Here is a 24,311-nt window from a genome sequence, read left to right on the forward strand (position 1 = left end):
AGAGCTGAGCCTCTGGGCAAAGCCGCAGACAATGTAAAGAGTCAGCTCCGTCGTAGCAGCCGATGTCCAAGATCACTGGGTCTTGCTTCTGGAGCGAGCACACAATGTGCTGATGGACCTCCACCGCGGAAGTGGGCTGACGTATTTCCATTTAACCTCGTCCCACGCCTCAATGGCAGCAATGCCTTGCAGCACACTTATCAACTCAGCTTAGGATTTCGCGCCGCCCCACCCTTCGGACGGTCCAGCTTCGACGCTGAAACTACAGACAAGCCGACGGGCAGCTCAACTCTACAGAGGTAAGCGGGGGATATAGAACGGGTTGCATAACCTATACCAACGTTTGTCGAAGAGCGACGCCCGCATGAGCCGCGCGAGACTTGTGATGTTGCTCGAGAGCACAGGCGTTTCCCTTCGGTCTTGTGCTTCACGATGAACCGGCCATCTCGGGTCCGCCCGCAAAGTAAGTGAATCCCAGGAAGGCGAAGGTCTCGGCCACCGCTCGCTGCGCGGCTGACGCGGGAGGGCCGCGAACCGCGCCAAACTCGATCAACGGGTTTTGTCCGCATGGAGCGCCGGCCAGTCGCGCATTGAGGGCCAAGAGCATTTCCTGGGCATCTGCCTTGCTCTCGAAGCCGATGACGAAGTCGTGCGCAAAGCGCACGGTCACAACGCGACCGCGCTGCATGGCGACCGCTCCAGTGGTCGACCCAGCGATCGAGGAGGTAATGCAGGAAGATGTTGGAAAGGAGCGGACTGATCCTGCCCTTTGCGGCGTGTGTCTTGCTTCTCGCCGCTCTCACGAACGCCAGCTCGCAGCCGCATCTCGATGAGCTGCAGGATACGAGGATCGGCAATCCTGTGCGCCACCATCCGCAGCAGCCACTCGTGGTCGACCGAATCGAAGACACTGGATATGTCATGATAGCCGGATCGAGGGCATCAAGCTCCATCTGAGGATCCCGCCCCGGCCGGGAGCCGTAGGAGAACCCGAGGAATTCGAGCTCATAGGCGGCGCTCAACACCTCGGCCACCGCGCTTTGGACGATCTTGTCCTCTAGCGGCCGGCACACCGAGAGGCCGCCTACCCCCGTCGGGTTGGGGATGTAGACGCGCCGCACCGGCTGTAGCCGGTAGGGACAGTGTGGACCCGTGCGCAGAGATCGCGGATTGGTCCGTGAGCCCCTCTTCGTACTTTGCCACCCTTATCCCATCGACCTCCGCGCCGGCCTGCGGGCTTTTGTCGTCGAAACGCCCGAAGCAGAGCGTCTTTCTCGATGTGGTGCAGCAAGGCTGTGAACCGGTTTGGACATATGGTCGGCATGTTCCCCAACGAGGAGGCCATGGTTCGCCTCATTGGAGTGGTCCTGCTCGAACAGAACGACAATGGGCCGTCCAGCGCGCCCGTTACATGACGCTAGAAATCATCGCGCCTTTGAGCGATGATTCGAGCGTCAGCCTTCCGGCCGCCAGCTGACCGGCCCGGCCCTCTTGCCGGCGAACCGGTTGCCCGAGCGCCAGTTACAGCATGCTGAGGAACACGAGTATTTCTGACAGTGCTTTTCGCGCCCTACTGCGGAGCTCACGAAGACGCGATTGCTGGCTCTTGGAGCCTCGACGCAAGATCGAACAAGCGGAATAAGAAAAGACCCAATCATCGAAGGGTCCTTGGGGTCGGACCACCGCGTCTGGGCTGAACGTTACAGTTCGCCGGGGCTCTGCGGCAGCCACTACAATATGTGGGGAACCGAGGACGGCTCCTACGCACCGGGCACCCGCACCCGCACCCGCACCCGCACCCGCACCCGATAACAAACTTACGCCGCCGCCAGTATTTTTACTCCGCTTTGCTTAGCATTTCTGCTCTGGACTACGCGCCTCATCGCCAGGAATGCCCTCACGCACGCTGCGGCACTTGACGAATTTCATTTTCATTCGACGCTGCCGAAGCCAGCATGAGGGACGCGTTGCGAGTAATCGCTGCGGCTTGGCCGTAGCGCAGCGCGGAAATTTACGCTAGCTTCCGCTCGCGAGTTTGCAAATGCCTACCCGCATCCGATCTTTCCGAAGACAACGAGCGACCATTCGACCGCTTGCCCCCTCCCATCCTCAGAGCTGGGATAATCCGGACAATGAGGAAATCTGGTTTGAGTTGGCGCGCGCCATCGGCCGTCAGATCGCACGGGATGAAAATCATGGCTCGGGGCAGCCGATAGAGGACCGGCATGACGACACCGTCATCGAAGAAAACGGCCGTAATATACGCGCGCTATTCGAGCGACATGCAAAAGGCGAGCTCGATTGACGGTCAGCTGTTACTCTGCCGCAAGGTCGCATTGCGCAACAACCTCGATGTCGTCGGCGAGTTTGTGGATGCCGCAAAATCTGGTCTTACCGAAGGTGCGCGGGACGGCTATCAGCGCTTGCTCAACGGTGTGCGAAGCCGGCAGTTTGACGTAGTCGTCGTTGAGCATTTCGACCGCTTGTCGCGCGATCCCGCAACCATCCAGCGTCTCAAGCAGGTTTTCGAGTTCAACGGCGTTGAGCTGATGGATCAGAAAGGAGTCTACGCGACCGCCACTGACATTAGCATCGCAAGTCTGTACAACACGATTTACAAGCCGCAGCTCGCCGAAAAGGTTCGGCGCGGCCATGACAACGCTGTTGCGAACGGAAGAATTCCGGGCTCATACGCCTATGGTTATCGGCCAAGGCCGGGCGCGCCCGGCGAGCGCGTAATCGATGAGAACGAAGCAAAGATTGTGCTCCGCATCTTCAAAGAATATGCAGCGGGCCGCTCGACCCGAACTATCGCCGCTGACCTCACCCGCGAAGGTGTGCCCTCACCAGGGGCAACTCGTCACAAGAACAAGGCGGGTCGCACCACCTGGAACCATCAGTGCATCACAGGCGGTCGGCATGGTCGCGGCATTATCGGCAACGAACTCTACATCGGCGAGATACATTGGAACGTTCGCTCGACAACTCTTAACCCAGAGACGCAGAAGAAACAGAAGCGCCGCAATCCAGCTGAACGCCACATTATCGTCAAAAAGCCAGAGCTACGGATCGTTCCGCAAGGGCTCTGGGATCTAGCGCAGAAGGTTCGTAGGGTGCGCGCGGTGTCTATGTTCGGACCGACTGGCCAGCCGCGGCGTCGCGCCGTGAGTCCGCGCAACAATGAGCACCCGCTTGCCGGTGTGCTCCGGTGTGGCGTCTGCAATGGCCATATGCGAATCGCTCAATCCTCGCGTAACGGTGCGCCGCGCGCGGCATGCGCGAGCGCGCATCAGCGGGGCACCTGCGAGCACACCCGTAGCTTTGATATGGACGTTCTGCTCGAGGATGCCTCCGAAAAAATCCAGGTGAAATTGCTTTCGCCGAAAGCCATTGAAGAGGCGATGCGTACTTGGAAGGAGGAGCGCAAAAACGATCGGAACAATGGTAGCGAACACAATAAGCTAGAGCGTCGACGCCGCGTATTGACTACCGAGATCGAACGCCTCTCTTATGCCATCGCAAATAGCCGCCGCAAGCCGGACGAATTGCTCAAGCGGATCGATGAGTGCGACCTGGAGCGGGAAAGCGTTGAAGAGCGCTTGCGGCTGCTCGGCGGTGGCGGCGAAAATATAGTTGGCTTCGATCGCCCGAAATTCAGTGACCGATACTCCTCGGAGGTTAGAAGGCTTATCACCGCGCTCAAAACCAATCCGAAGGCGATCGAAACTCGCCTTGCCTTCCGCAACTTGATTGAATGCATAGTAGTGCATCCGGTTCGCAAGCGGATGCCCTACGAATATACGCCCTACCTGAACAGCTCCGCGCTTTGCGGAAAGAACCTTTCTCCCGAAAACCGCAGCAAGGAGCGAGAGATAAGCACGTTTGCATACTACGACAATGGCAAGTCAGGGAAATCCGTGTCCTCGTAGTAGACGCGAACCTGCATATGGTGGCGGCCGTCGCGGATCTCGCCGTCGAGATGAGCTGTCACGTCACGAGCCTCTTCGCATTTCGGTAGCCAGCCCGTTTTGCGCAAAAACGGCCGGCTGCGCAAGCGTGGCTAGACGACCACCGGCCCCCGCCCCAGCGTTACCTCGACGATCTCCGGCGGCACACCGACGCGGAGCGGCATGATGCTGCAACCGAGGCCGCCAGAGATGATGACGTCGCATTTCAGCCGGACATGACCGTAGGCGAGCCGGAGGCCGTGCTGCGGCGGAACCGCCGGCGACCAGCCGAGCAGGCGGACCTGGCCGCCATGGGTGTGGCCGGACAGTTGCAGCGCGACGCGGGCGGGCACGCGCGGCGCGATATTGGGCTCATGCGCGAGCAGGATGATCGGCGCATCGTCGGTGACCTTGGCAAGCGTCGCGTTGAGATCGTCGGCGCCGAAGCGCCCCGTGCTCCGGAAGCGCCGCGCCGGCAGAAAGGCGAGCTGATCGCCGAGGCCGGCGAGCCAGAACGCGCGGCCGTCCTTGGTGAGCCGCACGACGTCGTTCTCGTAGACGGGAATGCCGGCTGCCTCCAGCGCGCGATGCGCAACCGTCGGCCCGTGCCCCACCTGCTGCACGGTCCTGTCCGCCCAATAGTCGTGGTTGCCCATGACGGCATGGACGCCGAGTGGCGCTTTCAGGCCGGCCAGCACCTTGGCCCATTCGTTCGCCGGAATGATGCGCGTGACTTGGTGCAGGCCCGCGACATAGTCGCCGAGCAGCACGATCATATCCGCGTTCAGCGCATTGGTGCGATCGACGATGGCTTCGATTCGCTCCAGCGACATCCAGGGATCGCAGGCATGGATGTCGGCGATCACGGCGATCTTCAGCGGGAAATCCGCCGGCCATTGCCGCGGGGTTGGATGATAGCGGGTGACCCGAAGCCGCAGCATCGGCTCGACGCCGACGCCATAGGCCGCGGTCGAGACGCCGAGGGCGGACAGGCCGCCGATGGAACGGAAGAAATGACGGCGCGTGATCATGGCAGCCCGATCGTGATGCAGTTTGCTGATGCGACCCTATTGGAGCGGAAATGGGGTGCGTTTGTGCAGACCCTCTGCACGAGATGACCGGAAATTCATGACGGCCCGACCAGGCTGCACTTGCGCGGATCAGTCGTCGCTCTCGTCGGTGCCGAACAGGCCGAACTGTGCCGCCGCATCGCGCGAGGGCTCGTTGATGCCGAGATGGCGGAAGGCGTGCGAGGTGAGCAGGCGGCCGCGCGGGGGTGCGCTGCAGATAGCCACACTGGATCAGATAGGGCTCGATGATGTCCTCGATCGCGTCGCGCGGCTCGGACAGTGCGGCGGCCATCGTCTCGACGCCGACCGGGCCGCCGCCATAGTTCTGCGCGATGGTGGTGAGGTAGCGGCGGTCCATCGCATCGAGGCCGGCGGCGTCGACCTCGAGCGCGCTCAGCGCGTGGTCGGCAATCTTGCGATCGATCCGGTCGGCATCGGCCGCCGAGGCAAAATCGCGCACGCGGCGCAACAGCCGGCCGGCGATACGTGGCGTGCCGCGCGCGCGTCGCGCGATCTCGTTGGCGCCATCCGCGCTCATGCCGACGTTGAGCACGCGGGCGCCACGGGTGACGATGCTCTCAAGCTCTTCGATCGTGTAGAAATTCAACCGGATCGGAATGCCGAAGCGGTCACGCAAGGGATTGGTGAGCAGGCCGGCGCGCGTGGTGGCGCCGACGAGAGTGAATTTCGACAACTCGATCTTGACCGAGCGCGCCGCCGGGCCCTCGCCGATGATGAGGTCGAGCTGGAAATCCTCCATCGCGGGATAGAGCACCTCTTCCACCGCAGGGCTGAGGCGATGGATCTCGTCGATGAACAGCACATCGCGCTCTTCGAGATTGGTGAGGAGTGCCGCGAGATCGCCGGCCTTGGCGATCACCGGGCCTGACGTGGCGCGAAAGCCGACGCCGAGCTCCTTGGCCACGATCTGCGCCAGCGTGGTCTTGCCGAGGCCGGGGGGACCGACGAACAACACGTGATCCAGCGCCTCACCGCGCTTGCGCGCCGCCTCGATGAAGATGGACAGATTCTTGCGCGCCTGCTGCTGGCCGACGAAGTCCGACAGCGATTGCGGGCGCAGCGCAGTGTCGCCGACATCATCGCTGCGGCGCTCGGGCGTGACCATGCGGGGGGGAGTGCTCATGCGGGCAGGATAACACGGTGCAGCGGTTTCGCGAGCCACCAGCACAGGCTGGCCGGGATGACAGCAACGATGGCGAGCATGGCGGAAAGCTTCAGCGCCTCAGGCGCGGAACGGACGCTCGGCAAGATCACCGCCGAGGTTTCGGCGGGCACAACGAACATACCAAACCCGACGAAGCCGGCGGCGGCCACGGCTGCGGCGAGCCACGCCATCCAGATCATGTTGAGGTCGGCGTAGACCGCGGCCAGCGCGAATAGCAAGCCGGCGGCGACTGCAGGAAGGAACGAGGCGAGAATCGTGGCGATGGCCAGCAGCACGATCGCGACCGAAACCAGGGTGCGCAGCGCCTCCAGCTCGAGGAGCGCAAGAAACATCTGCAGCACCGCGGCACCGAGCATCGTCACCATCACCGAAACCAGCGCCGCGACCGTCAGCGGCCCCACAATGGAGAAGATCACGACGATACCGGCCACGCGCGAAAGGCGACGAAAAAGAACGGCGACGGGATTGGCGCGGGCCGCACTCACTTCGACAGCTCCTTCAGGCCCAGCCGGATGAGCTGCGCAGTCTCGGCGCTCGCGCCCGCGCTGCGCGCGGCCGATGCGATCGCGGCCGCCGCCTGCGGCTGGCCGTAGCCGAGATTGACCAACGCGGAGATCGCGTCCGCCACGGGTCGCGGCGCGCGCTGGTCGTCGACGGCACCGGCGAGGTGCACGACCGCCGGATCGACATTGGCGAAGGCCGGCGCCTTGTCCTTCAGTTCGGTGACGATGCGCTCCGCGACTTTGGGGCCGACACCAGGCGTGCGCGCCACCGCGGCCTTGTCGCGCAACGCGATCGCGTTGGCGAGGTCGGACGGCTGCAGCGTACCGAGCACGGCGAGCGCGACCTTGGCGCCGACGCCCTGCACGGTCTGGAGCAGGCGAAACCATTCGCGCTCCTGGTCGCTACGGAAGCCGAACAGTTTGATCTGATCCTCACGAACATAGGTCTCGATCGACAGCACGGCGGCCTCGCCCGGCGAGGGCAGATGCTGCAGCGTGCGCGTCGAGCAATGCACCTGATAACCGACACCGCCGACGTCGAGGATGACGAAATCCTCGCCGTAGGAATCGATCAGGCCCTTGAGCTTGCCGATCATAAGCCTGCCACCTTCAGCCGGAGCGCGGTGCTCTGGCGATGATGGGCATGGGTGATGGCGATGGCGAGCGCGTCGGCGGCGTCGGCGGACGGCGGATCGGCCTTGGGCAGCAAGATCTTGAGCATCATCGCGATCTGCTGCTTGTCGGCGTGGCCGGCGCCGACCACCGTCTTCTTCACCTGGTTCGGCGCGTATTCGGCAACGCTGATGCCGAACATCGCGGGCGCGAGCATGGCGACGCCGCGGGCCTGGCCAAGCTTCAGCGTCGCGACGCCGTCCTTGTTGACGAAAGTCTGTTCGACCGCGGCTTCCATCGGCTTGTGACCGGACAGGACGGCGGCGAGCCCCTCATGGATCGCGAGCAAACGGCTCGCCAGCGGCAAATCGTCCGGCGGTTCCACCGAACCACAGGCGACATAGATCAGCCGGTTGCCCTCGGCCTCGATCACGCCCCAGCCGGTGCGGCGCAGGCCGGGGTCGATGCCGATGATGCGAACGGGGCCACGAATCGGGAGCGTCGTCATGGGTCAGTGATAGCGGCTGGCCGCCGTGGGGGAAACAGAAACAGAACGGAAGTAACAGGGGAAGTGGCCCCTACCCGCCCATCTTCGCCAGCAGCGCGTCCGAGACCTCGAAATTGGCGTAGACGTGCTGGACGTCGTCGTGCTCGTTGAGCAAGTCCATCAGCTTGAGCAGCTTCTCGCCGGTCTCGTCGTCGACCGCGACCGTGTTCTGCGGCTTCCAGATCAGCGCGGCCTTGCGCGGCTCGCCGAACTTGGCTTCCAGCGCCTTGGCGACGTCGCGATAGCCTTCGGTCGAGGCGTAGATCTCGTGGCCGCTTTCGCTCGAGATCACGTCGTCGGCGCCGGCCTCGATCGCGGCATCCAGCACCGCATCGTCGGAGGCGACGCTGCGGTCGTATTCGACGATGCCGGTGCGGTCGAACATGAAGGACACCGAGCCGGTTTCGCCGAGATTGCCGCCGGACTTGGTGAAGAAGGAGCGGATGTCGGAAGCCGCGCGGTTGCGGTTGTCGGTCAGCGCCTCGACGATGACGGCAACGCCGCCGGGCCCGTAACCCTCGTAGCGGATCTCGTCATAATTCTCGCCGTCGCTGCCGAGCGCCTTCTTGACCGCGCGCTCGATATTGTCCTTCGGCATGTTCTCCTGGCGCGCCGCGGTGATGGCCGCACGCAGGCGCGGGTTCATGTTGGGGTCGGGCGTCCCCAGCTTGGCCGCGACGGTGATTTCCCGCGCCAGCTTGCCGAACAGTTTCGACTTCTGGGCATCCTGCCGCCCCTTGCGGTGCATGATGTTCTTGAATTGGGAATGTCCGGCCATGCGTGATCTTCTCTAGGGGAATCGTGCGCCAAGGTGAGCGTGTGAAGCGCGGCCTTATAGGCCGCCACTCCCCTGGAAAGAAAGAGGCTCTACGACTTTAAGGTAACACCGTATGGGCCCGTGCCTAGATGTCAGGCATCGTTAACCCTGATTTCATTCCAGGCTGCGAAAATAGCGTCTGACCGTCCCCCGACAAGAGAGACCTGATGGCGTTCGGACTATTTCGGAAGCGTCTGCCGGACATGGCTGCAACTGCGGCTGCCCCGCAGGCTGCGCAGCCGGTGGCCCATTCCGAGCCTGCCGCGGCCGTCGAAAGCGATTCGGCCAAGGAAATCCTGGAACTGCTGGAACTCGAGCTGGGCGCCATGATTCGCCAGCTCGAGCGTGCCGCCAATTCGGTGGCCGGCGGCGCCGAGGCGACTGCGACGACGCTTGCCGCCATTCGCGACCGTACCGACGCCCTCACCGGCCGGACCAACGCCGCGCAATCGAACGCCTCCACCTTCGCCCATGCCGCCGACAAGTTCACCCAGTCGGCGCTGGGCATCGGAGCCCAGGTTCGCGAGGCCGGCAAGCTCGCCGACGACGCCAGCGCCGCGGCACAGGAAGCCCGCGCCAACGTCGATCGCCTGCGCGAATCCTCGGCCGCCATCGGCAACGTGGTCAATCTGATCGCACAGATCGCGCGGCAGACGACGCTGCTCGCGCTCAACTCGACCATCGAGGCCGCGCGCGCGGGCGCTGCGGGAAGAGGCTTTGCGGTCGTCGCCACCGAGGTCAAGGCACTCGCGGTGCAGACCCAGGGCGCGACGGAGGAGATCACCAAAAAGATCGACGCGCTGCAGCGCGACGCTGCCGGCTCCGCGGATGCGGTGCACCGCATCTCGCAGGCGATCGAGGCCATCCGCCCGGTCTTCGAGACCGTCAACGGCGCGGTCGCCGAACAGAACGCCACCACTAGCGAAGTCTCCGGCAACGCGACAAGCGCCTCGGAGTTCATCATCTCGGTCGGCGAAAGCGCAGCCGAGATCGATGCTGCGACCAAGGCGGCCGAGAGCCACGGCGAGAACGTCGCGAGCGCCGGCAAGGCCGTAACCGCCTTCGCACAGAAATTGAAATCTCGCTGTGCCGTGCTGCTGCGCCAGAGCGAGCACGACGATCGCCGCAAGACCGAACGGCTGCCCTGCCATCTCAAGCTCGAAACCGCCCGCGGCGTGCTGCCGGTCTACGAGATAGCGATGGACGGCGTGCTGATCGGCGGCGCCGACGCGGGCCGCCTGGCGTCGCAAGCCATGATCGAAGGCACCCTCGAAGGCGTCGGCGCCTGCCGCCTGCGCGTGGTCGAGCAGTCCAAGGCCGGCGCGCGCACGCACTTCGTCAATCCCGATGCCGCGCTCCGCGAGAAGATCGAGGACAGGCTCTGGTCGATCCACGAGGAAAACACCGAGTTCGTCACCCGTGCCATGGAGGCGGGTAACGCGCTGACCGGAATCTTCGAGCAGGCGGTTGCACGCGGCGAGGTGAAGATCGACGACCTCTTCGACACCGATTATAGCGAAATCGCCGGAACCAATCCGCAGCAGTACCGCACCAAATATCTGGACTGGGCCGACCGCGCGCTGCCGGCGTTCCAGGAAGCCTTTCTGGCAAAGGACCCGCGCATGGCGTTCTGCGCCATGGTCGATCGCAACGGCTTCCTGCCGGTGCACAACAGGATCTATTCGCATCCGCAGCGGCCGGGCGATGCCGCCTGGAACACGGCCAACAGCCGCAACCGGCGGATGTTCAACGATCCGGCGGGGTTGGCTGCGGCGCGCAACCTGCGCTCGTATTTCGTGCAGAGCTATGCGCGCGACATGGGCAACGGAAATACGGTGATGATGCGCGAGATCGATGTTCCGATCCGCGTGCAGGGCCGGCACTGGGGCGGATTCAGGACGGCCTACAAGCTCTAGTGCGCGCTCAGGCAAGACGCCAACGCGCGAATCACCTCTTAAGACCGGAATTGGAATGGGAATGCCGCGGAGAGCCGGCGAACGGCTCTGACTGGAGGACTCTCAAGACATGTCCGTCGTACAACTTGCAGTACTGGACACCGGCTCCAACCGAACGCTTGCCGAACGGCTGATCGATCAGCTCGCCGACCGCATCGGCGGCCTCGGCGTGGAACTCGCTGACATCGCCGGCAACGTCCAGGAAGTCGCAAGCCGGGTCGCGAACCAATCGGAACGGTTTCATCATCTCCAGGAAACCGCCGAGACGATGGTGTCGGCCAACCACGATATCGCCAATGCGTCGCAGGCGGTGCAAACGACCACGTCAGCGGCGGTCGGCGAGATCGCGCAGTCGCGCGGCGCAGTCGATGCCGCGGTGAGCCACATCTCCGAGCTCGTTGCAGCGGTGGAGCGGATCGAGGCGCGCTTGAGCGCCGTCGGCTCCGCGCTGGCACAAGTGGCAAAAGTGTCCGGCTCGATCGAGGCGATCGCGAAGCAGACCAACCTGCTCGCGCTCAACGCCACCATCGAGGCGGCACGTGCCGGCAATGCCGGCCGCGGCTTCGCGGTGGTCGCAAGCGAGGTCAAGAACCTCGCGGAAGCCACCCGCCAGGCCACGCACCAGATCTCCGACACCGTGCGCGATCTCGACGGCCAGATCGAAGGCCTGATCGGGGAGAGCAGCGATGCCTCGCAGCGTGCGAAGACGGCCGGCGAAGGCGCCCAGCGCATCTCCGGCATCATCTCGCGGGTCCAGCAAGGCTTCGCCTCCGTGGAGGCGGAGATCGGCAGCGTCACGCGCGCGGCGACTTCCAATCTCGGACACTGCGACACCGTCATCAGCGAGCTCAACGAGCTCGCCAAGGGCGTCGACCTCTCCTCGCGCGATCTCAAGAACGCCGATCAGCGCGTGACCAAATTGCTCGACACGTCCGAAGGCCTGATCGCATTGATCGCCGACAGCGGCGTCGAGACATCCGATGCGCCGCTGATCCGCGCCGTCGTCGAGACCGCCAAGCGGATCTCCGACGAGTTCGAAGCCGCCATCGGCCGCGGCGAGATCACGCTCGACCAGTTCATGGACCAGAACTACCGGGAAATCCCCGGCACCGATCCCAAACAATACAACACTGACTATGTCGACTTCACCGACCGCGTGCTGCCCGCGATCCAGGATCCGATTCAGAAGTCCGATCCCCGCATCGTGTTCTGCGTCGCCTGGGCCAAGGGCGGCTATCTGCCGACCCACAACCCGAACTACCGCCTGCCGCAGGGCAAGGACCCGGTCTGGAATAACGCCAATTGCCGCAACCGCCGCCTGTTCACCGATCGCGCGGTGCAGAAGGTCGCGGCCAACACCAAGCCGTTCCTGCTCCAGACCTATCGCCGCGACATGGGCGGCGGGCAGTTCGTGCTGATGAAGGACCTGTCCTCGCCGATCATGATCCGCGGCAAGCACTGGGGCGCCTTCCGGATGGGCTTTCGGCAGAGCTGACGGTCGTCGCAACGCGCTTGCGGCGGCGACGCATGGCCGCCTGAATCAAAAACCTCGAAAACAACCCCATGCACAGTAGCCGGGGCGAGCGGAATCAATGGCTTAAGCGCCTGATGATCGGTCGATTCAGGCGCCTCTGAAGCGCTTGCGCCGTCGGGCAAAACAGGCGTAGTATGCTATTATTCCGAAATCCTCCATCGCCTCCTCTTCTCCCCTTACGAGAGAAGCCGATTTCGATAGCCCCGCCCCGCTTTCGTGGACGGCGCTGCCGCGCGCCGTACGGCTTTCCGGGCCTACGCTGAGGTGGCCCGGTAGCTGTGCTTGGCAATGAACGGACTACTTCTTTTGCTCGTTGGTCGTCGTGGCGGCCGGGGTGCCGTCGCGAGCGTCCCGTCGCTCGTCGCGTCCTGTACGCCGTGCTTGCCGCCGCTCCGTGCGGCCGGCGCGGCGCTCCTGCCGCCGCTCTGTTCGCCCGCTGCGCCGCTCCTGGCGGCGTTCCGTACCCGACTTAGGCGCGTCTGCTGGCGGCGTGGCAGGCGCGGCGGCTGGCGCGGTGGTTTGAGCAACAGCCGCTGAGGTCGCAAAAATTGAGGACGAAGCCACAAGCCCAAACACCCCTGCGTATCCAAGGAAGGTGAGTGCGTTGCGACGACAGACCTGTTTCGGCTCCGAACGTACATTCATGTTCAGGCTCCCGGTTGCTGCCCCGTCAGAGCATGTCACCAGCGTCGGTGGCCTCCTTATTGATCTGGATCAACTTGGTTCGGTGCTTCAAGCCACGTTGGGATTTCGGTCGATGGGATCGCCACTCTCGGAAAGTGAGGGATGATAGTCCCTGCAGTGACGATCAGTCCGTCGTTAAATTTGGTTCGCGCAAAATCCTTAGCTGCCGCTTCGCTTTCAAACGTGTTCGTTAGACGCGGATGTCGCCGCCTTGACAGTGTGCCGTCCGGCGGCACTTCAAAAGTGACGTACCAAGTGTGTTTCATGCCCTAATGCCGCCCCGGCGGTACTAGTGCCTATCCCTGCCAGACCAAGAAAAGCCGCCACCGGGACGAAACGATGACGGCTTCTTGCTGGCTTGCGAAACCGGCCTTTACCGCCCGGCTCCAACGCGATTGACGCCACCATTCGCATTGCCACCGGCGTTGTGGCGGACTGCGGCGCGCGCCACCGGGCGCGGCCTGAGCACGACGCCTGCCCGAGCAACGCAACCCGCCGGATATTCTACGTACTGGCAGTAAATCACTGCCTTGGCTGGGGTTGGACTGAGTGACAGGGTTGCAAGCCCAAGCAGGCCGCTGGCGGCGATGCCCGCCACCGTCACTGACTTGATCGAAAGAAGCTTCCTCGGATGCATGGCGGACCTCCCTCTTCGCACTTGCGTCACCGAAAGGTGACGGAAGCCGCCTCAGGTGCGGCTGAACATAGCGTAGGCGTCGCAATGCGCGGGATCGATTGATCTACATCAACCTCGCGCGCGGAGAGAGCCGCAATCTCGCGAGCGGGGCTTAAGGAATTCATGGAAGGGTTTCTGTCATGCTCCGCTTCATTCTTGCTTCTCTTGCCGCTTTCGTTTTGCTCACCGCCTGCTTGATTCCCGATGATGCCGAGGCTCGGCGCGGCGGAGGTGCCTATCGGGGTGGCGGCGGTTATCGCGGCGGTGCGGTCGCAGTTCGAGGACCGCGGGGCGGCGGCGCTGTCGCAGTGCGCGGCGCAGGCTACCGGGGCTACGGCTACCGTGGTGGCTATCGCGGCTATGGCTATCGGGGCTACGGTGTAGGAGCGGCAGCGGTCGGCGCGGCTGCCCTTGGCACTGCTGCGTACCGCCGCAGTTGCTACGATGCTTACGGAAACTATATTTGCGCCTATTGATCCGTGGCAACGCGCGATAGCGCGGTTGGCCCTCTGCGCGCGCGAGCAAGCGCTGGCGGTGACCGTCCGACGATGGCGCCGCCCCAGCGTCCTCGGTCTGCAGGTACTCTGGGCCACGTGGCCTATCGCGGGGACCGCGCGACGCCTCGCTATGAACTCTTGCGGACCTGTTTGTGTCAGAATCGCCCCGTAGTTTCCCCTTGTCTCCACTTGTTGATAATCTGATCGAGCAGATACGGTACTCCACTTGGATCGGGGCTCGGGGTGCGATGCTTTTCTGGCTGCCTCGCTCATGGCGAACCTGTCGCGTGCGGAGCCTCACCGCTGCGTTGACAATCGCATTGTTGATCGCGACGACAGGCCAAAGTCCGGCAGCTGATCCAGAGGCAAAACGAGTACTGATGCTGCATTCATTCGGTCTCAGGTTCAGACCTTGGACTGATTATTCGGAAGCCCTTCGCGCCGAGCTGAGCCGACGGGCATCCATTGAATTTCAAGACCAATCGCTGCTGAATGCCCGGCGAAGCAGCGACAAGTCAGACGCCCCCTTTGTCGAGTATCTTCGTTCCCTCAATCTAGACCAGCCGCCCGACCTGATCGTCGCGATCGGTGCGCCTGCTGCCAATTTCGTGCAGGCGCACCTCTTTCCAACTACGCCGATGCTGTACACTCTGGTAGAGCGACGCCGCGTCGACTTCGATAAATTGACCAAGTACGACGCCGTCGTGGCAATCACGAACGACGATCGTGTTTTCTTTGAAAATATCCTGCAGGTCCTACCTCAAACAACGACGATTGCCATCGTAGTCGGTGCTTCGCCGAGCGAAACCTGGTGGCGTAACGAGGTCGCCAAGTCCACCGCGCGGTTCGCGGATCGTGTCCATTTTCGATGGTACAACGAGCTCTCGTTCGAAGACATGCTCAAGGATGCGGCCAACCTTCCGCCGCACAGTGCGATTTTCTGGATTGGATTGAATGTCGATGCGGCGGGAGTGGCGCATGAGGGCAACACCGCGTTTGCCCGATTTTATGGCGTAGCCAATGCGCCCATCTTTTTTCACGACGAAAGTTTTTTTGGAGAGGGCATCGTCGGTGGACCAATGCAGGTTGTCGCCAGACAAAGCAAGCAGGCGGCGGAAGTCGCGCTTCGCATCCTCAACGGCGAAAATGTCGCCGACATCAAGCCGACCTTTGTCCCGCTGGCCGCGCCTATGTTTGACTGGCGACAACTGCAGCGCTGGGGAATTCCCCAAAGCAGACTGCCGCCTGACAGCACGGTTTACTTCCGGGAGCCCAATTTGTGGGAGCGATATTGGTGGCAAATCACATTCACTATCGCGCTTGTCCTCGCGCAAGCGGGACTGATCGCGCTTTTGTTATTTGAGCATCGTCGGCGTCAATTCGCCGAAGTACAGTCGCGACAGCGCATGACTGAACTGGCCCACGTCAACCGCTTCTCGACCGCTGGCGAACTGACCGCCTCGATTGCTCACGAGATCAACCAGCCGCTTGGGTCTATTCTGACGAACGCCGAAACCGCCGCCGCGATCCTGCAATCGCAGCGTCCCGATATCGCCGCACTTTCTGATATTGTTGAACTCAGGGAAATTGTGAACGATATTTTACAGGATGACCGGCGTGCCACCGAGGTCATTCGCAGGATGCGCAGCCTCCTGAAAAAGGCACCGTTCGAATTGAAGCAATTGGACCTCAATGAGGTTGTGCAAGAGACGGTCAGATTTCTTTCCGCGCTAACCGTCAGCCGAAAATTCGAAATGGTCAACGTGATCACGTCCGACGCGCTACCGATCCTCGGCGACCGCATTCAGCTTCAACAAGTCATTTTGAACCTTGTGCTGAACGGGGTCGAGGCTATGAAGGACACGTCTGACGAAAGCCGCTCTATCAGCATCCGGACTGCGCGCGCCGATCAATTTGCCGAGCTATCCGTGTCAGATCGCGGACCCGGCATTGCAGAAGACAAGTTGAAACAGGTTTTCGAGCCGTTTTACACCAGCAAGGCGGAAGGCATGGGCATGGGCTTGTCCATTGCGCGCACCATTGTCGAAGCGCACAACGGGGTCATATCGGCGAGTAATCGGGAGCGCGGCGGTGCCTCGTTCACGATCAGGCTTCCCTTTGTCGGTTGATCCAAAGCGGCGCCCATACGCGGAGACAGACCCCTCACCCGAGTGAGCCTGCGTCTACCGGCGTCGCTGCCCTCTCCCACAAGGGGAGAGGGCACAACAATGAGTCGCCGCAATTGATCGCGCCGCCGTCTGACTTCCACAATCGCACGACTTTCGTCATCGCATGATTTTGCGCATTCGCACGATCATCTGCGGCGATGATCGGCGCATGTGAAGAAAAAGGTCAGAAAATGACGCTTATCATATCAATTAGCCCAAAATCACCGCAGCGATCGCCGCACAAATTCGTGAACGTCATGGCCTGACGCGCTCGCTGCGCAAATATGCATTGCCGGAAATGTCGACGCTTCATCGTTTCGCATCGATATGATTATTGTGCGCGCAAATTCGCTGACTAGATCGCCGCAAGCGATCGAGCGAGCAAGGGGATGCATATGGCAACTGTTCTCACCATCAACGGCGAAACGAAATCGTTCGACGCGCCACCTGACATGCCGCTGCTGTGGGTCCTGCGCGACGTCCTCGGGATGACCGGCACCAAGTTCGGCTGCGGCATCGCGCAGTGCGGCGCCTGCACCGTCCACGTCGACGGCAAGGCGGTGCGCTCCTGCGTCTTGCCGGTCAGCGCGGTCGCGAACCGCGCCATCACGACGATCGAGCATGTCGGCAGCACACCGGCCGGCGCAAAGGTGCAGAAGGCCTGGCTCGATGCCGAAGTGGTCCAGTGCGGCTACTGCCAGTCCGGGCAGATCATGTCGGCCGCGGCGTTGCTGGCGGCAACGCCCAGCCCTGACGATTCCGACATCGACGCCGCGATGGCCGGCAACATCTGCCGCTGCGGCACCTATGTGCGCATCCGCGAGGCCATCAAGCAGGCCGCCTCCGGCCGTCAGTCGTGAGGTCCGCCATGATCACCGACAAGACTCTTCCTGACGTCTCCCGCCGTGCGCTGCTGACCGGCGGTCTCGCCACCGGCTTCCTGCTCGCCTTCCACCTGCCGCTGCGCGCCGCCGTCAACGAGCCGGAGCAGCCGCGTGACACCACCGACGGCAAGTTCGCGCCTAACGCCTTCATCCGCATCGACGAGACCGGCCGCACCGTACTGATGATGCCGCAGGTCGAGATGGGCCAGGGGGTCTATACTTCGATTGCGATGATCCTGGCCGAAGAGCTCGACGCCGATTGGGCAAAGGTCGCCGTGCTGCATGCGCCGCCCAACGACAAGCTCTACGCCAATCCCGCGTTCGGCTTGCAGGCCACGGGTGGCTCGACCTCGATCCGCGCCTGGTGGAAACCGTTGCGCGCAGCCGGCGCGAGTGCGCGCGCGATGCTGGTGCAGGCCGCAGCGGCGCAATGGCAGGTCGAGCCTGCAAGCTGCACCGCGTCGAAAGGCGAGGTCGTGCATCCCGCAAGCGGCCGCAAGCTCGGCTATGGCGAACTGGCACTGGCCGCACAGGGCCAGACGCCGCCGAAGGATGTTTCGGTCAAGGATCCCAAGGACTTCGTCATCATCGGCCAGCCCCTGAAGCGGCTCGACACGCCGGACAAGGTCAATGGCAAGGCCGTCTACGGCATCGACGCGATCCTGCCCGGCATGAAGATCGCCGCGATCGCCAATTGCCCGGTCTTTGGCGGCAAGGTCGGCAAGGTCGACGACAGCGCGGCGACAAAAATCCCGGGCGTGCGCAAAATCGTGGTGCTCGAGGACACGGTCGCCGTGATCGGCGACCACATGTGGGCCGCGAAGAAGGGCCTCGATGCGCTCGAGATCGAGTGGAACGAGGGACCGAACGCGAAGCTCAGCACGGCGGATATCTGGCAGCATCTCCGCGCCGCCAGCGCGAAGGACGGCGTGGTCGCGAAATCGGTCGGCGACATCGCCAAGGGGCTCGCGAGCGGGGACAAGTTCGAGGCGAGCTTCGAACTGCCGTTCCTGGCGCATGCCTCGATGGAGCCGATCAACGCCACCGTTCACGTCAGGCCTGATGCCTGCGAGATCTGGACCGGCACGCAGATCATGACGCGCGTGCAGTCGGAGGCAGCGAAGGCCGCGGGCCTCCCGGTCGACAAGGTGATCGTCAACCAGCATCTGCTCGGCGGCGGCTTCGGCCGCAAGCTCGAGCCGGACATGGTGGTGGCCGCCGTGAAGATCGCAAAGCAGGTCGACTATCCCGTCAAGGTGATATGGACCCGTGAGGAGGACATCCAGCACGACGTCTACCGCCCGGTCTATCGCGACCAGGTCACGGCATCGCTGGTCGACGGCAAGGTCGCGGCCTGGAAGTACAAGGTCGCCGGCTCCGCCGTGCTGGCGCGCTGGCTGCCGCCGGCGTTCCAGAAAGGCATCGATATCGACGCGGTCGATGCCGCCGTGGATGCGCCCTACGACTTCGCCAACTTCCATGTCGAATATGTCCGCGCCGAACCGCCGGCGGTGCCCACCGGCTTCTGGCGCGGCGTTGGTCCGAACAACAACGTGTTCGCGGTCGAATGCGCGATGGACGAGCTCGCGCGCAAGGCCGGCAAGGACCCCGTCGAATTCCGCCGCTCCATGCTGACCAAGAATCCGCGCATGCTCGCGGTGCTCAATCTCGCCGCCGAGAAATCCGGCTGGGGCCAACCGCTGCCACCGCGCGTCGGTCGCGGCATCTGCGTGCAGCCGTCGTTTGCAAGCTTCCTCGCCACCGTGGTGGAAGCGGAGATCGACGATATCGGCGAGATCATGCTCCGCCGCATCACTTCGGTGGTCGACACCGGCATCGCGGTCAACCCCGATACGGTGAAGGCGCAGATCGAGGGTGGCCTGGTGTTCGGCCTCACCGCCGCGCTCTATGGCGAGATCACCATCGAGAAGGGCCGCGTGCAGCAATCGAATTTCCACGACTACCGCATGATGCGCATCAACGAGATGCCGAAGATCGAGGTGATCGTGGTCAAGAGCGGCGAGGCGCCCGGCGGCATCGGTGAGGCCGGCGTCAATGCCGGACCGCCGGCGCTGCGCAACGCCATTTACGCGGCAACCGGCGTCGCGCTGCGGCGCCTGCCGATCGATCGGAAACTGCTGGCTGCGGGGAAAAAGGCATGAGCGGCAAGATGCGTCTCCTTACCGGCATCGTCGTGATCGCCATTGTCGTGGTGGTATCAGGCGTCTGGATCATCCGCGGGCCCGGCCCGCTCGACTTCGCCGGCGGCCCGAAGGTGGCGCTGGCGGACTACCGCGCCGGCAAGCCGGCCGGCGTGCCGGCCAGGCTGGAAAAGGCGAGCCTGGTCGAACGCGGCGAATACCTCGCGAAGGCGGCCGACTGCATGGTTTGCCACACCAAGCCGGGCGAGAAGGACTATTCCGGCGGGCTCGGCTTCAAGCTGCCATTCGGCACGCTCTATTCCACCAACATCACGCCGGACAAGGACACCGGCATCGGCAATTACAGCGACCAGGATTTTCTCAACGCGGTCCAGCGCGGCAAGCGCCATGACGGCGCCCGGCTCTATCCGGCGATGCCCTACACGTCCTACACCTACATGACCGACGAGGACGTGCTGGCGGTGAAGGCCTATCTGTTCAGCCTGCCTGCGGTGCGCGCGAAGCCGCCGGAGAACACGCTGTCGTTCCCGTTCAACCAGCGCTGGGCCATGATGTTCTGGTCGGCCGTGTTCAATCCTGACACGCGCTTCGCGCCCGATACGTCGAAGAGCCCGGAGTGGAATCGCGGCGCCTATCTCGTGGAAGCGCTGGCGCATTGCGGCGAATGCCACACGCCGCGCAATCTCGGCTTTGCGCTGGACAACCGCAAGAAGTTCGCAGGCGCGATCACGGCGGGCTGGCGCGCCTTCAACATCTCCTCCGACAAGGCCACCGGCGTCGGTAGCTGGCGTGACGAGGACCTTATCTCGTATCTCTCGCTCGGCCACGCGCCGGGCCACGGCTCGGCCTCGGGTCCGATGGGTGAAGCGGTCGACCACAGTTTTAGTCAGTTCGCGCCTGAGGACATAAGCAGCATCGTCGCCTACTTGCGCAGCGTGCCGCCGCAGCCCTCGCCCGACCTGCCCGCAACCACCGCGCCGGTTGCGCCCGCCTCGCACAAGGACGGCGTCACTGCGGACGCGCGTGGCAAGAAGATGTTCGCCAGCGCCTGCGCCAGCTGCCACGGCTGGAGCGGCGAGAGCCCGGTCTCGCCGATGGCGACGCTGACCGGCACCTGGGCCGTCAACGACCCCGCCGCCACCAACGTCGCGCAGATCGTGCTGTCGGGCACCAAGCGCCACACGCCCGTCGGCGCGCTGTCTATGCCCGCGTTCGGCAACGCCTATAGCGACGACGAGATTGCGGCGGTGGCGAACTATGTCACGGCACGGTTCGGGGCGAAGGGATCGAAGCTGACGGCGAAGGACGTGGCGGAGTTGCGGGAGCAGACGGCGGAGTAGCGCAGACGACGCAAATCAGAAGCGATGTCGTCCTGGCGAAAGCCAGGACGACACTGAGTGTGTGGAGTTGTTCTTCAACTCGACCAGAATTCGATGTCGTCCCGGCGGAGGCCGGGACCCATAACCAGAGGGAGCCGTTTGGCGAAGATTCGTCGTTCGGTACTCCGGCTGCGTGCAACGGATAGATCACGCGGTAGGGGTCCCGGCCTTCGCCGGGACGACGGCAAAGTTGGAGCTATCAGCCAAGTCAACAACTCTGGCTAAAGACCGGCCAACCTGTCCGAGAACAGCAACATCGCCCGCTCGAATGTCGGAGGCTTAAAGCCCTTGTACTCTCGCAAGATCATCGCCCTGACTGCCGCCAAATCTGGCTTACTGTCAGGCGGCGGTTCGGGATTTTTGTCCGACCGAATGAAGTCCGGCGCTGTGCCCGGCAATTTGTACAGGTTGAAGTCGCTTCGGCGCGTCGCGAAGTCGGCCTGCAGGTAACCCTCCGTCATAATTGCGCCGGCCGGTGCCAGATAGAACCCGTCTTCGCGATGGGGACCAAGCACCGAAAAGGTCCTGGAGCTCTTTGCGACGCCGACGAACTGATGGCTCAAGCGAACCAGCTCGATATCCCTGCCGCCGGCCCTGATGTGCACGCGGCGCAGGGGAAGCTCCGCAGCATCTTGGGTCACGACGCTCACAAGCACGAGCACATGCTTTGCAGTCGCGGCGTACTCTTCCGCAGTCATCGGCCAAGCGAAATCGACCGCCGCGCCCCGTGCGGCGTTTGGCACTATTCGGGCCGTCTCGTTGGCGGACTTCTCTAACCGTTCCGCGATATCGGCAGGAGACACGGTCCCCCGCGTCGCCGGTCGTGGCTTGCTCAGTGTCTGCGCGAGCGCACCATTCGAAAACAGCAGCAACAGCAGGATGACGGCAATCCTTGGCACCACGGCTCTCCGGAAAACTCAGTATCGTAGGGTGGGCAAAGCGAAGCGTGCCCACCACCTTTAACGATCGAAAAAGGTCGTGGGCACGGCGCAACTGCGCCTTTGCCCACCCTACGGCACCGATAGTGTAGCGCCGCCGTTCAGCTCAACCAGAATTTCGGCGTCGTCGGCTCCAGCCGGCCGCCGGCGCGCACCGGTGCGATCCGCAGTGCTAGCCCCGTCGCGTCATCGGTCTCCACGGCCACGCCGCTGAGCGTCGCTGCGCCCGCCGCCGGCTCGAAGCGGCCTGAGGGGATCCCGGAGGTGAACCTCCGCAGCGGCTCCTCCTTCTGCATGCCGATGATGGAATCGTAGTCGCCGGTCATGCCGGCATCGGTCATGTAGGCGGTGCCGCCTGACAGGATCTGGTGGTCGGCGGTCGGCACGTGGGTGTGGGTGCCGACGACGAGGCTGGCGCGGCCGTCGCAGAAGAAGCCGATGCCCTGCTTCTCGCTGGTCGCCTCGCAATGGAAGTCGACGACGATGGCGTCCGCGGCGATGCCGAGCGGGCAGGCGCCGAGCTCGCGCTCCAGCGCTGCGAAGGGATCGTCGAACGGGGTCATGAAGACGCGGCCCAAAGCGTTGACGACGAGCGCATGCTTGCCGTTCTTGGTCTCGACCAACGCGGCGCCGCGGCCGGGCGTGCCGCGCGGATAGTTCGCCGGCCGCACCAAACGCTCGGCGCGCTCGATGAACACGAGAGCTTCGCGCTGGTCCCAGGAGTGATTGCCGAGGGTCACCGCGTCGGCGCCGGCGTCGAGAAACTCCTGATAGATCGCTTCCGTGATGCCGAAGCCACCGGCGGAATTCTCGCCGTTGACGACGACGAAATCGAGCGACCAGTCCTTGACCATGCCGGGCAGATATTCGGCGATGGCATTGCGCCCGGCACGGCCGACGACATCACCCACGAACAGAATGCGCAACTTCAGAACTCCGGAAATCGAATACGTCGGATTCCGTTAGCACATAATCCAGCGCCACGTCGTGGGCTAGTGCCGGAACCGCCTTGATCTCCTGCGCTGCAAAAGCGAGCCCGATGCCGACGATATTCTTGGCTTTTCGCAGATGCGCGAAGGTGTGGTCGTAATGCCCCGCGCCATAGCCGATGCGATGGCCGAGACGATCGAAGGCAGCGAGCGGCGTCAGCATGATGTCGGGAATGACTTCGGCGGCCCCAGGCGACGGCTCGGGAATGCCGAGCGGGCCGAGCATCAGGCGATCGTTCGGATGGAAGATGCGGAAGATCAGCGCCTGGCCGCGTGCGGTGACGCAAGGCAGCGCGAGCCTGGCGCCCTGCTCGGCCAGCTTCTTCAGCAGCGGCATCGGATCGATCTCGCTGCGGATCGGCGAATAGCCGGATACGATGCTGCCAGGCAGGAGCTGAAACGGCAGCCCGCGCTTGGCGAGCTTGGCGGCGGCGGCGGTGCGTTTCTTTTCGCTCAGCGCATCGCGCGCCGCGAGGGCTTTGGCACGGAGTTCGGCTTTGGTGTTGGTCATGCGCGCTTGCTCCGCCGTCATCACCCGCCTTGTGCGCCTTGCGCACTGGGGCGGGTGATCCAGTATTCCAGAGGCCGTGGTGATTCACACAAAAGCCGCGGCGTACTCGATGCCCCGGTCAAGCCGGGGCATGACCTGTTGAACCGGCCGCAATCGCTCCAACAAGCACAAAGCAAGCAAACAAAAGTGCGAAGCCGCGAACGCCGTTGAAGCACTCGATCCCGGAGTTCCCTACGAAAGTAGGTGGGCACCATATGTCCGAGCCCACGGGCCCGGCCAGGGACAGTTCCCTAAAGGATCGATAAGGCCCCGGGGATAATGGCTCCTGACGCGCGTCGCAGCCCCGCTCGGGCAATGTAACAACGATGCTGACGAATCGCCAGCCCGGTGAAGGGTCAGCCGATGGCGATCCCGTTGCCGACGGTGCGGTTCAGGACCTGGGTCGACTTCTCGATGCGCTCGGCCGCAGAGTTCAGTGCGTTCACGACCGCGGTCTGGGTCAGCCGAGCGCGCTCCACAGCGGCGTTGCGGAAATCCCGCAATTCGGTCAGCTCCTGCTCCATGGTGCGGATGCGGTTGCCGGCATCGACCAATTCGTCGCAGACGGTCAGCGCCGCCATCACGGTGAGCCTGGCATCACCGATCTCGCCGAACTTTCCGCGCAGCGACTGGATCCGCGTCTCCAGGCTCTCGGCGAGCTTGAGCAGCCGCACCTCCTGGCCTTCCTCGCAGGCCATGCGGTATTGCCGGCCGTTGATGGTGACGTTGATGTGGCTCATCCATCCTCTCCGGTATCGAGCACCGAGCGTATCGTGACGATCGCGGAATCCAGCCGATCGGAGATCTCGCGGCTGGAGCGCTCGAGCTTGCGCGCCTTCACCAGCGCGCCGTCGAGCTCGTCGGCAAGCCGCGAGCGGTCCGCGCCCAGCGCCTGGATTCGCGCCGCGAGCTCGTTCTCGTCGCGATCGGCATCGCGCCGCCGCTCCACCGCGCTTTCGAGCGAGTCGAGCGCCGCCATGAGCCTGCGGGTCGCGATCTCGATCTCGACGGCCGAGGACTCGGTCATGGCAGAGCTGTTGGATACGCGATCGTTCATGCAGTCAGCGGCGGAACCTGTGGCCTATCCCCGGGGGGCTTGCCGTCCGGCAAAAGACTCGGTTCGGCAAGCGGTTAGAAGCAGAAATTTACGTGGCAAGCTAGCGGAGCGCAACGCCGCCACGAAACTATGCACTGATAGATCGGGATGGGCTTC

The 24,311-nt window shown here is 63.5% G+C and carries 20 protein-coding genes, 1 other RNA gene and 3 pseudogenes; 9 read left to right on the forward strand and 15 right to left on the reverse strand.

Annotated features, from left to right (window positions below; translation table 11 throughout):
- Positions 1 to 427 precede the first annotated feature (427 nt).
- Positions 428 to 688, reverse strand: coding sequence for a hypothetical protein (locus ACVIN2_RS15845; RefSeq protein ID WP_317245410.1), 261 nt, complete (start codon positions 686 to 688; stop codon positions 428 to 430).
- Positions 689 to 1,316: 628 nt separating this feature from the next.
- Here ACVIN2_RS15845 and ACVIN2_RS15850 point away from each other — a divergent pair.
- A pseudogene (locus ACVIN2_RS15850) lies at positions 1,317 to 1,477 on the forward strand (IS256 family transposase); the annotation flags it as partial.
- Between the two features lie 748 nt (positions 1,478 to 2,225).
- Entirely contained in the window at positions 2,226 to 3,929 is a 1,704-nt protein-coding gene (locus ACVIN2_RS15855) for a recombinase family protein (RefSeq protein ID WP_456766254.1), read from the forward strand.
- Here the strand turns inward: ACVIN2_RS15855 and ACVIN2_RS15860 are convergent.
- The 7 genes and pseudogenes from ACVIN2_RS15860 to ACVIN2_RS15890 all read right to left on the reverse strand — a co-directional run.
- Positions 3,911 to 3,991 (reverse strand): annotated as a pseudogene (locus ACVIN2_RS15860) (acyl-CoA thioester hydrolase); the annotation flags it as partial. The gene ACVIN2_RS15855 and the pseudogene ACVIN2_RS15860 sit on opposite strands and share 19 nt — an antisense overlap.
- A 69-nt stretch (positions 3,992 to 4,060) precedes the next feature.
- Positions 4,061 to 4,978 carry a metallophosphoesterase gene (locus ACVIN2_RS15865; protein ID WP_456766255.1) on the reverse strand — a complete coding sequence of 306 codons (918 nt, stop codon included), beginning with the start codon at positions 4,976 to 4,978 and terminating at the stop codon, positions 4,061 to 4,063.
- Between the two features lie 129 nt (positions 4,979 to 5,107).
- A pseudogene (gene ruvB, locus ACVIN2_RS15870) lies at positions 5,108 to 6,161 on the reverse strand (Holliday junction branch migration DNA helicase RuvB).
- Positions 6,158 to 6,688, reverse strand: coding sequence for a hypothetical protein (locus ACVIN2_RS15875; RefSeq protein ID WP_456766256.1), 531 nt, complete (start codon positions 6,686 to 6,688; stop codon positions 6,158 to 6,160). The pseudogene ruvB and the gene ACVIN2_RS15875 overlap by 4 nt, the downstream one beginning before the upstream one ends.
- Entirely contained in the window at positions 6,685 to 7,302 is a 618-nt protein-coding gene (ruvA, locus tag ACVIN2_RS15880) for a Holliday junction branch migration protein RuvA (RefSeq protein WP_456766257.1), read from the reverse strand. Before ruvA ends, ACVIN2_RS15875 begins: the two co-directional genes overlap by 4 nt.
- Positions 7,299 to 7,826: a crossover junction endodeoxyribonuclease RuvC gene (gene ruvC, locus ACVIN2_RS15885; protein WP_007599969.1), complete on the reverse strand. Its 528-nt coding sequence runs from the start codon at positions 7,824 to 7,826 to the stop codon at positions 7,299 to 7,301. Before ruvC ends, ruvA begins: the two co-directional genes overlap by 4 nt.
- Positions 7,827 to 7,896: 70 nt before the next feature.
- On the reverse strand, positions 7,897 to 8,643 hold the full coding sequence (locus ACVIN2_RS15890; RefSeq protein ID WP_456766258.1) for a YebC/PmpR family DNA-binding transcriptional regulator: 747 nt from the start codon (positions 8,641 to 8,643) through the stop codon (positions 7,897 to 7,899).
- Between the two features lie 206 nt (positions 8,644 to 8,849).
- On the opposite strand from ACVIN2_RS15890, the gene ACVIN2_RS15895 reads away from it, so the two are divergent.
- Together ACVIN2_RS15895 and ACVIN2_RS15900 are read left to right on the forward strand one after the other, a co-directional pair.
- Positions 8,850 to 10,598 carry a methyl-accepting chemotaxis protein gene (locus ACVIN2_RS15895; RefSeq protein ID WP_456766259.1) on the forward strand — a complete coding sequence of 583 codons (1,749 nt, stop codon included), beginning with the start codon at positions 8,850 to 8,852 and terminating at the stop codon, positions 10,596 to 10,598.
- A 109-nt stretch (positions 10,599 to 10,707) separates the two neighbouring features.
- Positions 10,708 to 12,132: a methyl-accepting chemotaxis protein gene (locus tag ACVIN2_RS15900; protein ID WP_456766260.1), complete on the forward strand. Its 1,425-nt coding sequence runs from the start codon at positions 10,708 to 10,710 to the stop codon at positions 12,130 to 12,132.
- Positions 12,133 to 13,228: 1,096 nt separating this feature from the next.
- Here the strand turns inward: ACVIN2_RS15900 and ACVIN2_RS15905 are convergent.
- A complete protein-coding gene (locus ACVIN2_RS15905) occupies positions 13,229 to 13,492 on the reverse strand; it encodes a hypothetical protein (protein ID WP_456766261.1) in 264 nt (87 codons plus the stop codon).
- A gap of 179 nt (positions 13,493 to 13,671) precedes the next feature.
- Between ACVIN2_RS15905 and ACVIN2_RS15910 the strand changes: the two genes are divergently transcribed.
- The 5 genes from ACVIN2_RS15910 (at position 13,672) to ACVIN2_RS15930 (ending at position 20,582) form a co-directional block, all read left to right on the forward strand.
- Positions 13,672 to 14,007: a hypothetical protein gene (locus ACVIN2_RS15910; protein ID WP_456766262.1), complete on the forward strand. Its 336-nt coding sequence runs from the start codon at positions 13,672 to 13,674 to the stop codon at positions 14,005 to 14,007.
- A gap of 269 nt (positions 14,008 to 14,276) precedes the next feature.
- Positions 14,277 to 16,157, forward strand: coding sequence for a sensor histidine kinase (locus ACVIN2_RS15915; RefSeq protein WP_456766263.1), 1,881 nt, complete (start codon positions 14,277 to 14,279; stop codon positions 16,155 to 16,157).
- Positions 16,158 to 16,591: 434 nt separating this feature from the next.
- Positions 16,592 to 17,056, forward strand: a complete 465-nt coding sequence (locus ACVIN2_RS15920; RefSeq protein ID WP_456766264.1) for a (2Fe-2S)-binding protein — start codon at positions 16,592 to 16,594, stop codon at positions 17,054 to 17,056.
- A gap of 8 nt (positions 17,057 to 17,064) precedes the next feature.
- Complete coding sequence (locus ACVIN2_RS15925) at positions 17,065 to 19,242, forward strand: molybdopterin cofactor-binding domain-containing protein (RefSeq protein WP_456766265.1); 2,178 nt, start codon at positions 17,065 to 17,067, stop codon at positions 19,240 to 19,242.
- On the forward strand, positions 19,239 to 20,582 hold the full coding sequence (locus ACVIN2_RS15930) for a c-type cytochrome (RefSeq protein ID WP_456766266.1): 1,344 nt from the start codon (positions 19,239 to 19,241) through the stop codon (positions 20,580 to 20,582). The genes ACVIN2_RS15925 and ACVIN2_RS15930 overlap by 4 nt, the downstream gene beginning before the upstream one ends.
- Positions 20,583 to 20,842: 260 nt before the next feature.
- Here the strand turns inward: ACVIN2_RS15930 and ACVIN2_RS15935 are convergent, their stop codons facing one another.
- From ACVIN2_RS15935 to ACVIN2_RS15960, 6 genes are all read right to left on the reverse strand, one after another.
- The gene (locus tag ACVIN2_RS15935; RefSeq protein WP_456766267.1) at positions 20,843 to 21,520 is read right to left on the reverse strand and encodes a hypothetical protein; all 678 of its coding nucleotides are present in this window, start codon (positions 21,518 to 21,520) and stop codon (positions 20,843 to 20,845) included.
- Between the two features lie 140 nt (positions 21,521 to 21,660).
- Positions 21,661 to 22,485 (reverse strand): TIGR00282 family metallophosphoesterase, encoded by an 825-nt coding sequence (locus ACVIN2_RS15940; RefSeq protein WP_166517682.1) that lies wholly within the window; start codon positions 22,483 to 22,485, stop codon positions 21,661 to 21,663.
- Positions 22,463 to 23,059 (reverse strand): 5-formyltetrahydrofolate cyclo-ligase, encoded by a 597-nt coding sequence (locus ACVIN2_RS15945; protein WP_456766268.1) that lies wholly within the window; start codon positions 23,057 to 23,059, stop codon positions 22,463 to 22,465. Before ACVIN2_RS15945 ends, ACVIN2_RS15940 begins: the two co-directional genes overlap by 23 nt.
- A 187-nt stretch (positions 23,060 to 23,246) precedes the next feature.
- Positions 23,247 to 23,406, reverse strand: a non-coding RNA gene (ssrS, locus tag ACVIN2_RS15950) — 6S RNA.
- A 48-nt stretch (positions 23,407 to 23,454) separates the two neighbouring features.
- Positions 23,455 to 23,838, reverse strand: a complete 384-nt coding sequence (locus ACVIN2_RS15955) for a cell division protein ZapA (protein WP_007599950.1) — start codon at positions 23,836 to 23,838, stop codon at positions 23,455 to 23,457.
- Positions 23,835 to 24,155 carry a DUF4164 domain-containing protein gene (locus ACVIN2_RS15960; protein ID WP_026232773.1) on the reverse strand — a complete coding sequence of 107 codons (321 nt, stop codon included), beginning with the start codon at positions 24,153 to 24,155 and terminating at the stop codon, positions 23,835 to 23,837. The genes ACVIN2_RS15955 and ACVIN2_RS15960 overlap by 4 nt, the downstream gene beginning before the upstream one ends.
- Between the last annotated feature and the right edge of the window lie 156 nt (positions 24,156 to 24,311).

Source organism: Bradyrhizobium sp. USDA 3650 (genome assembly GCF_054057395.1).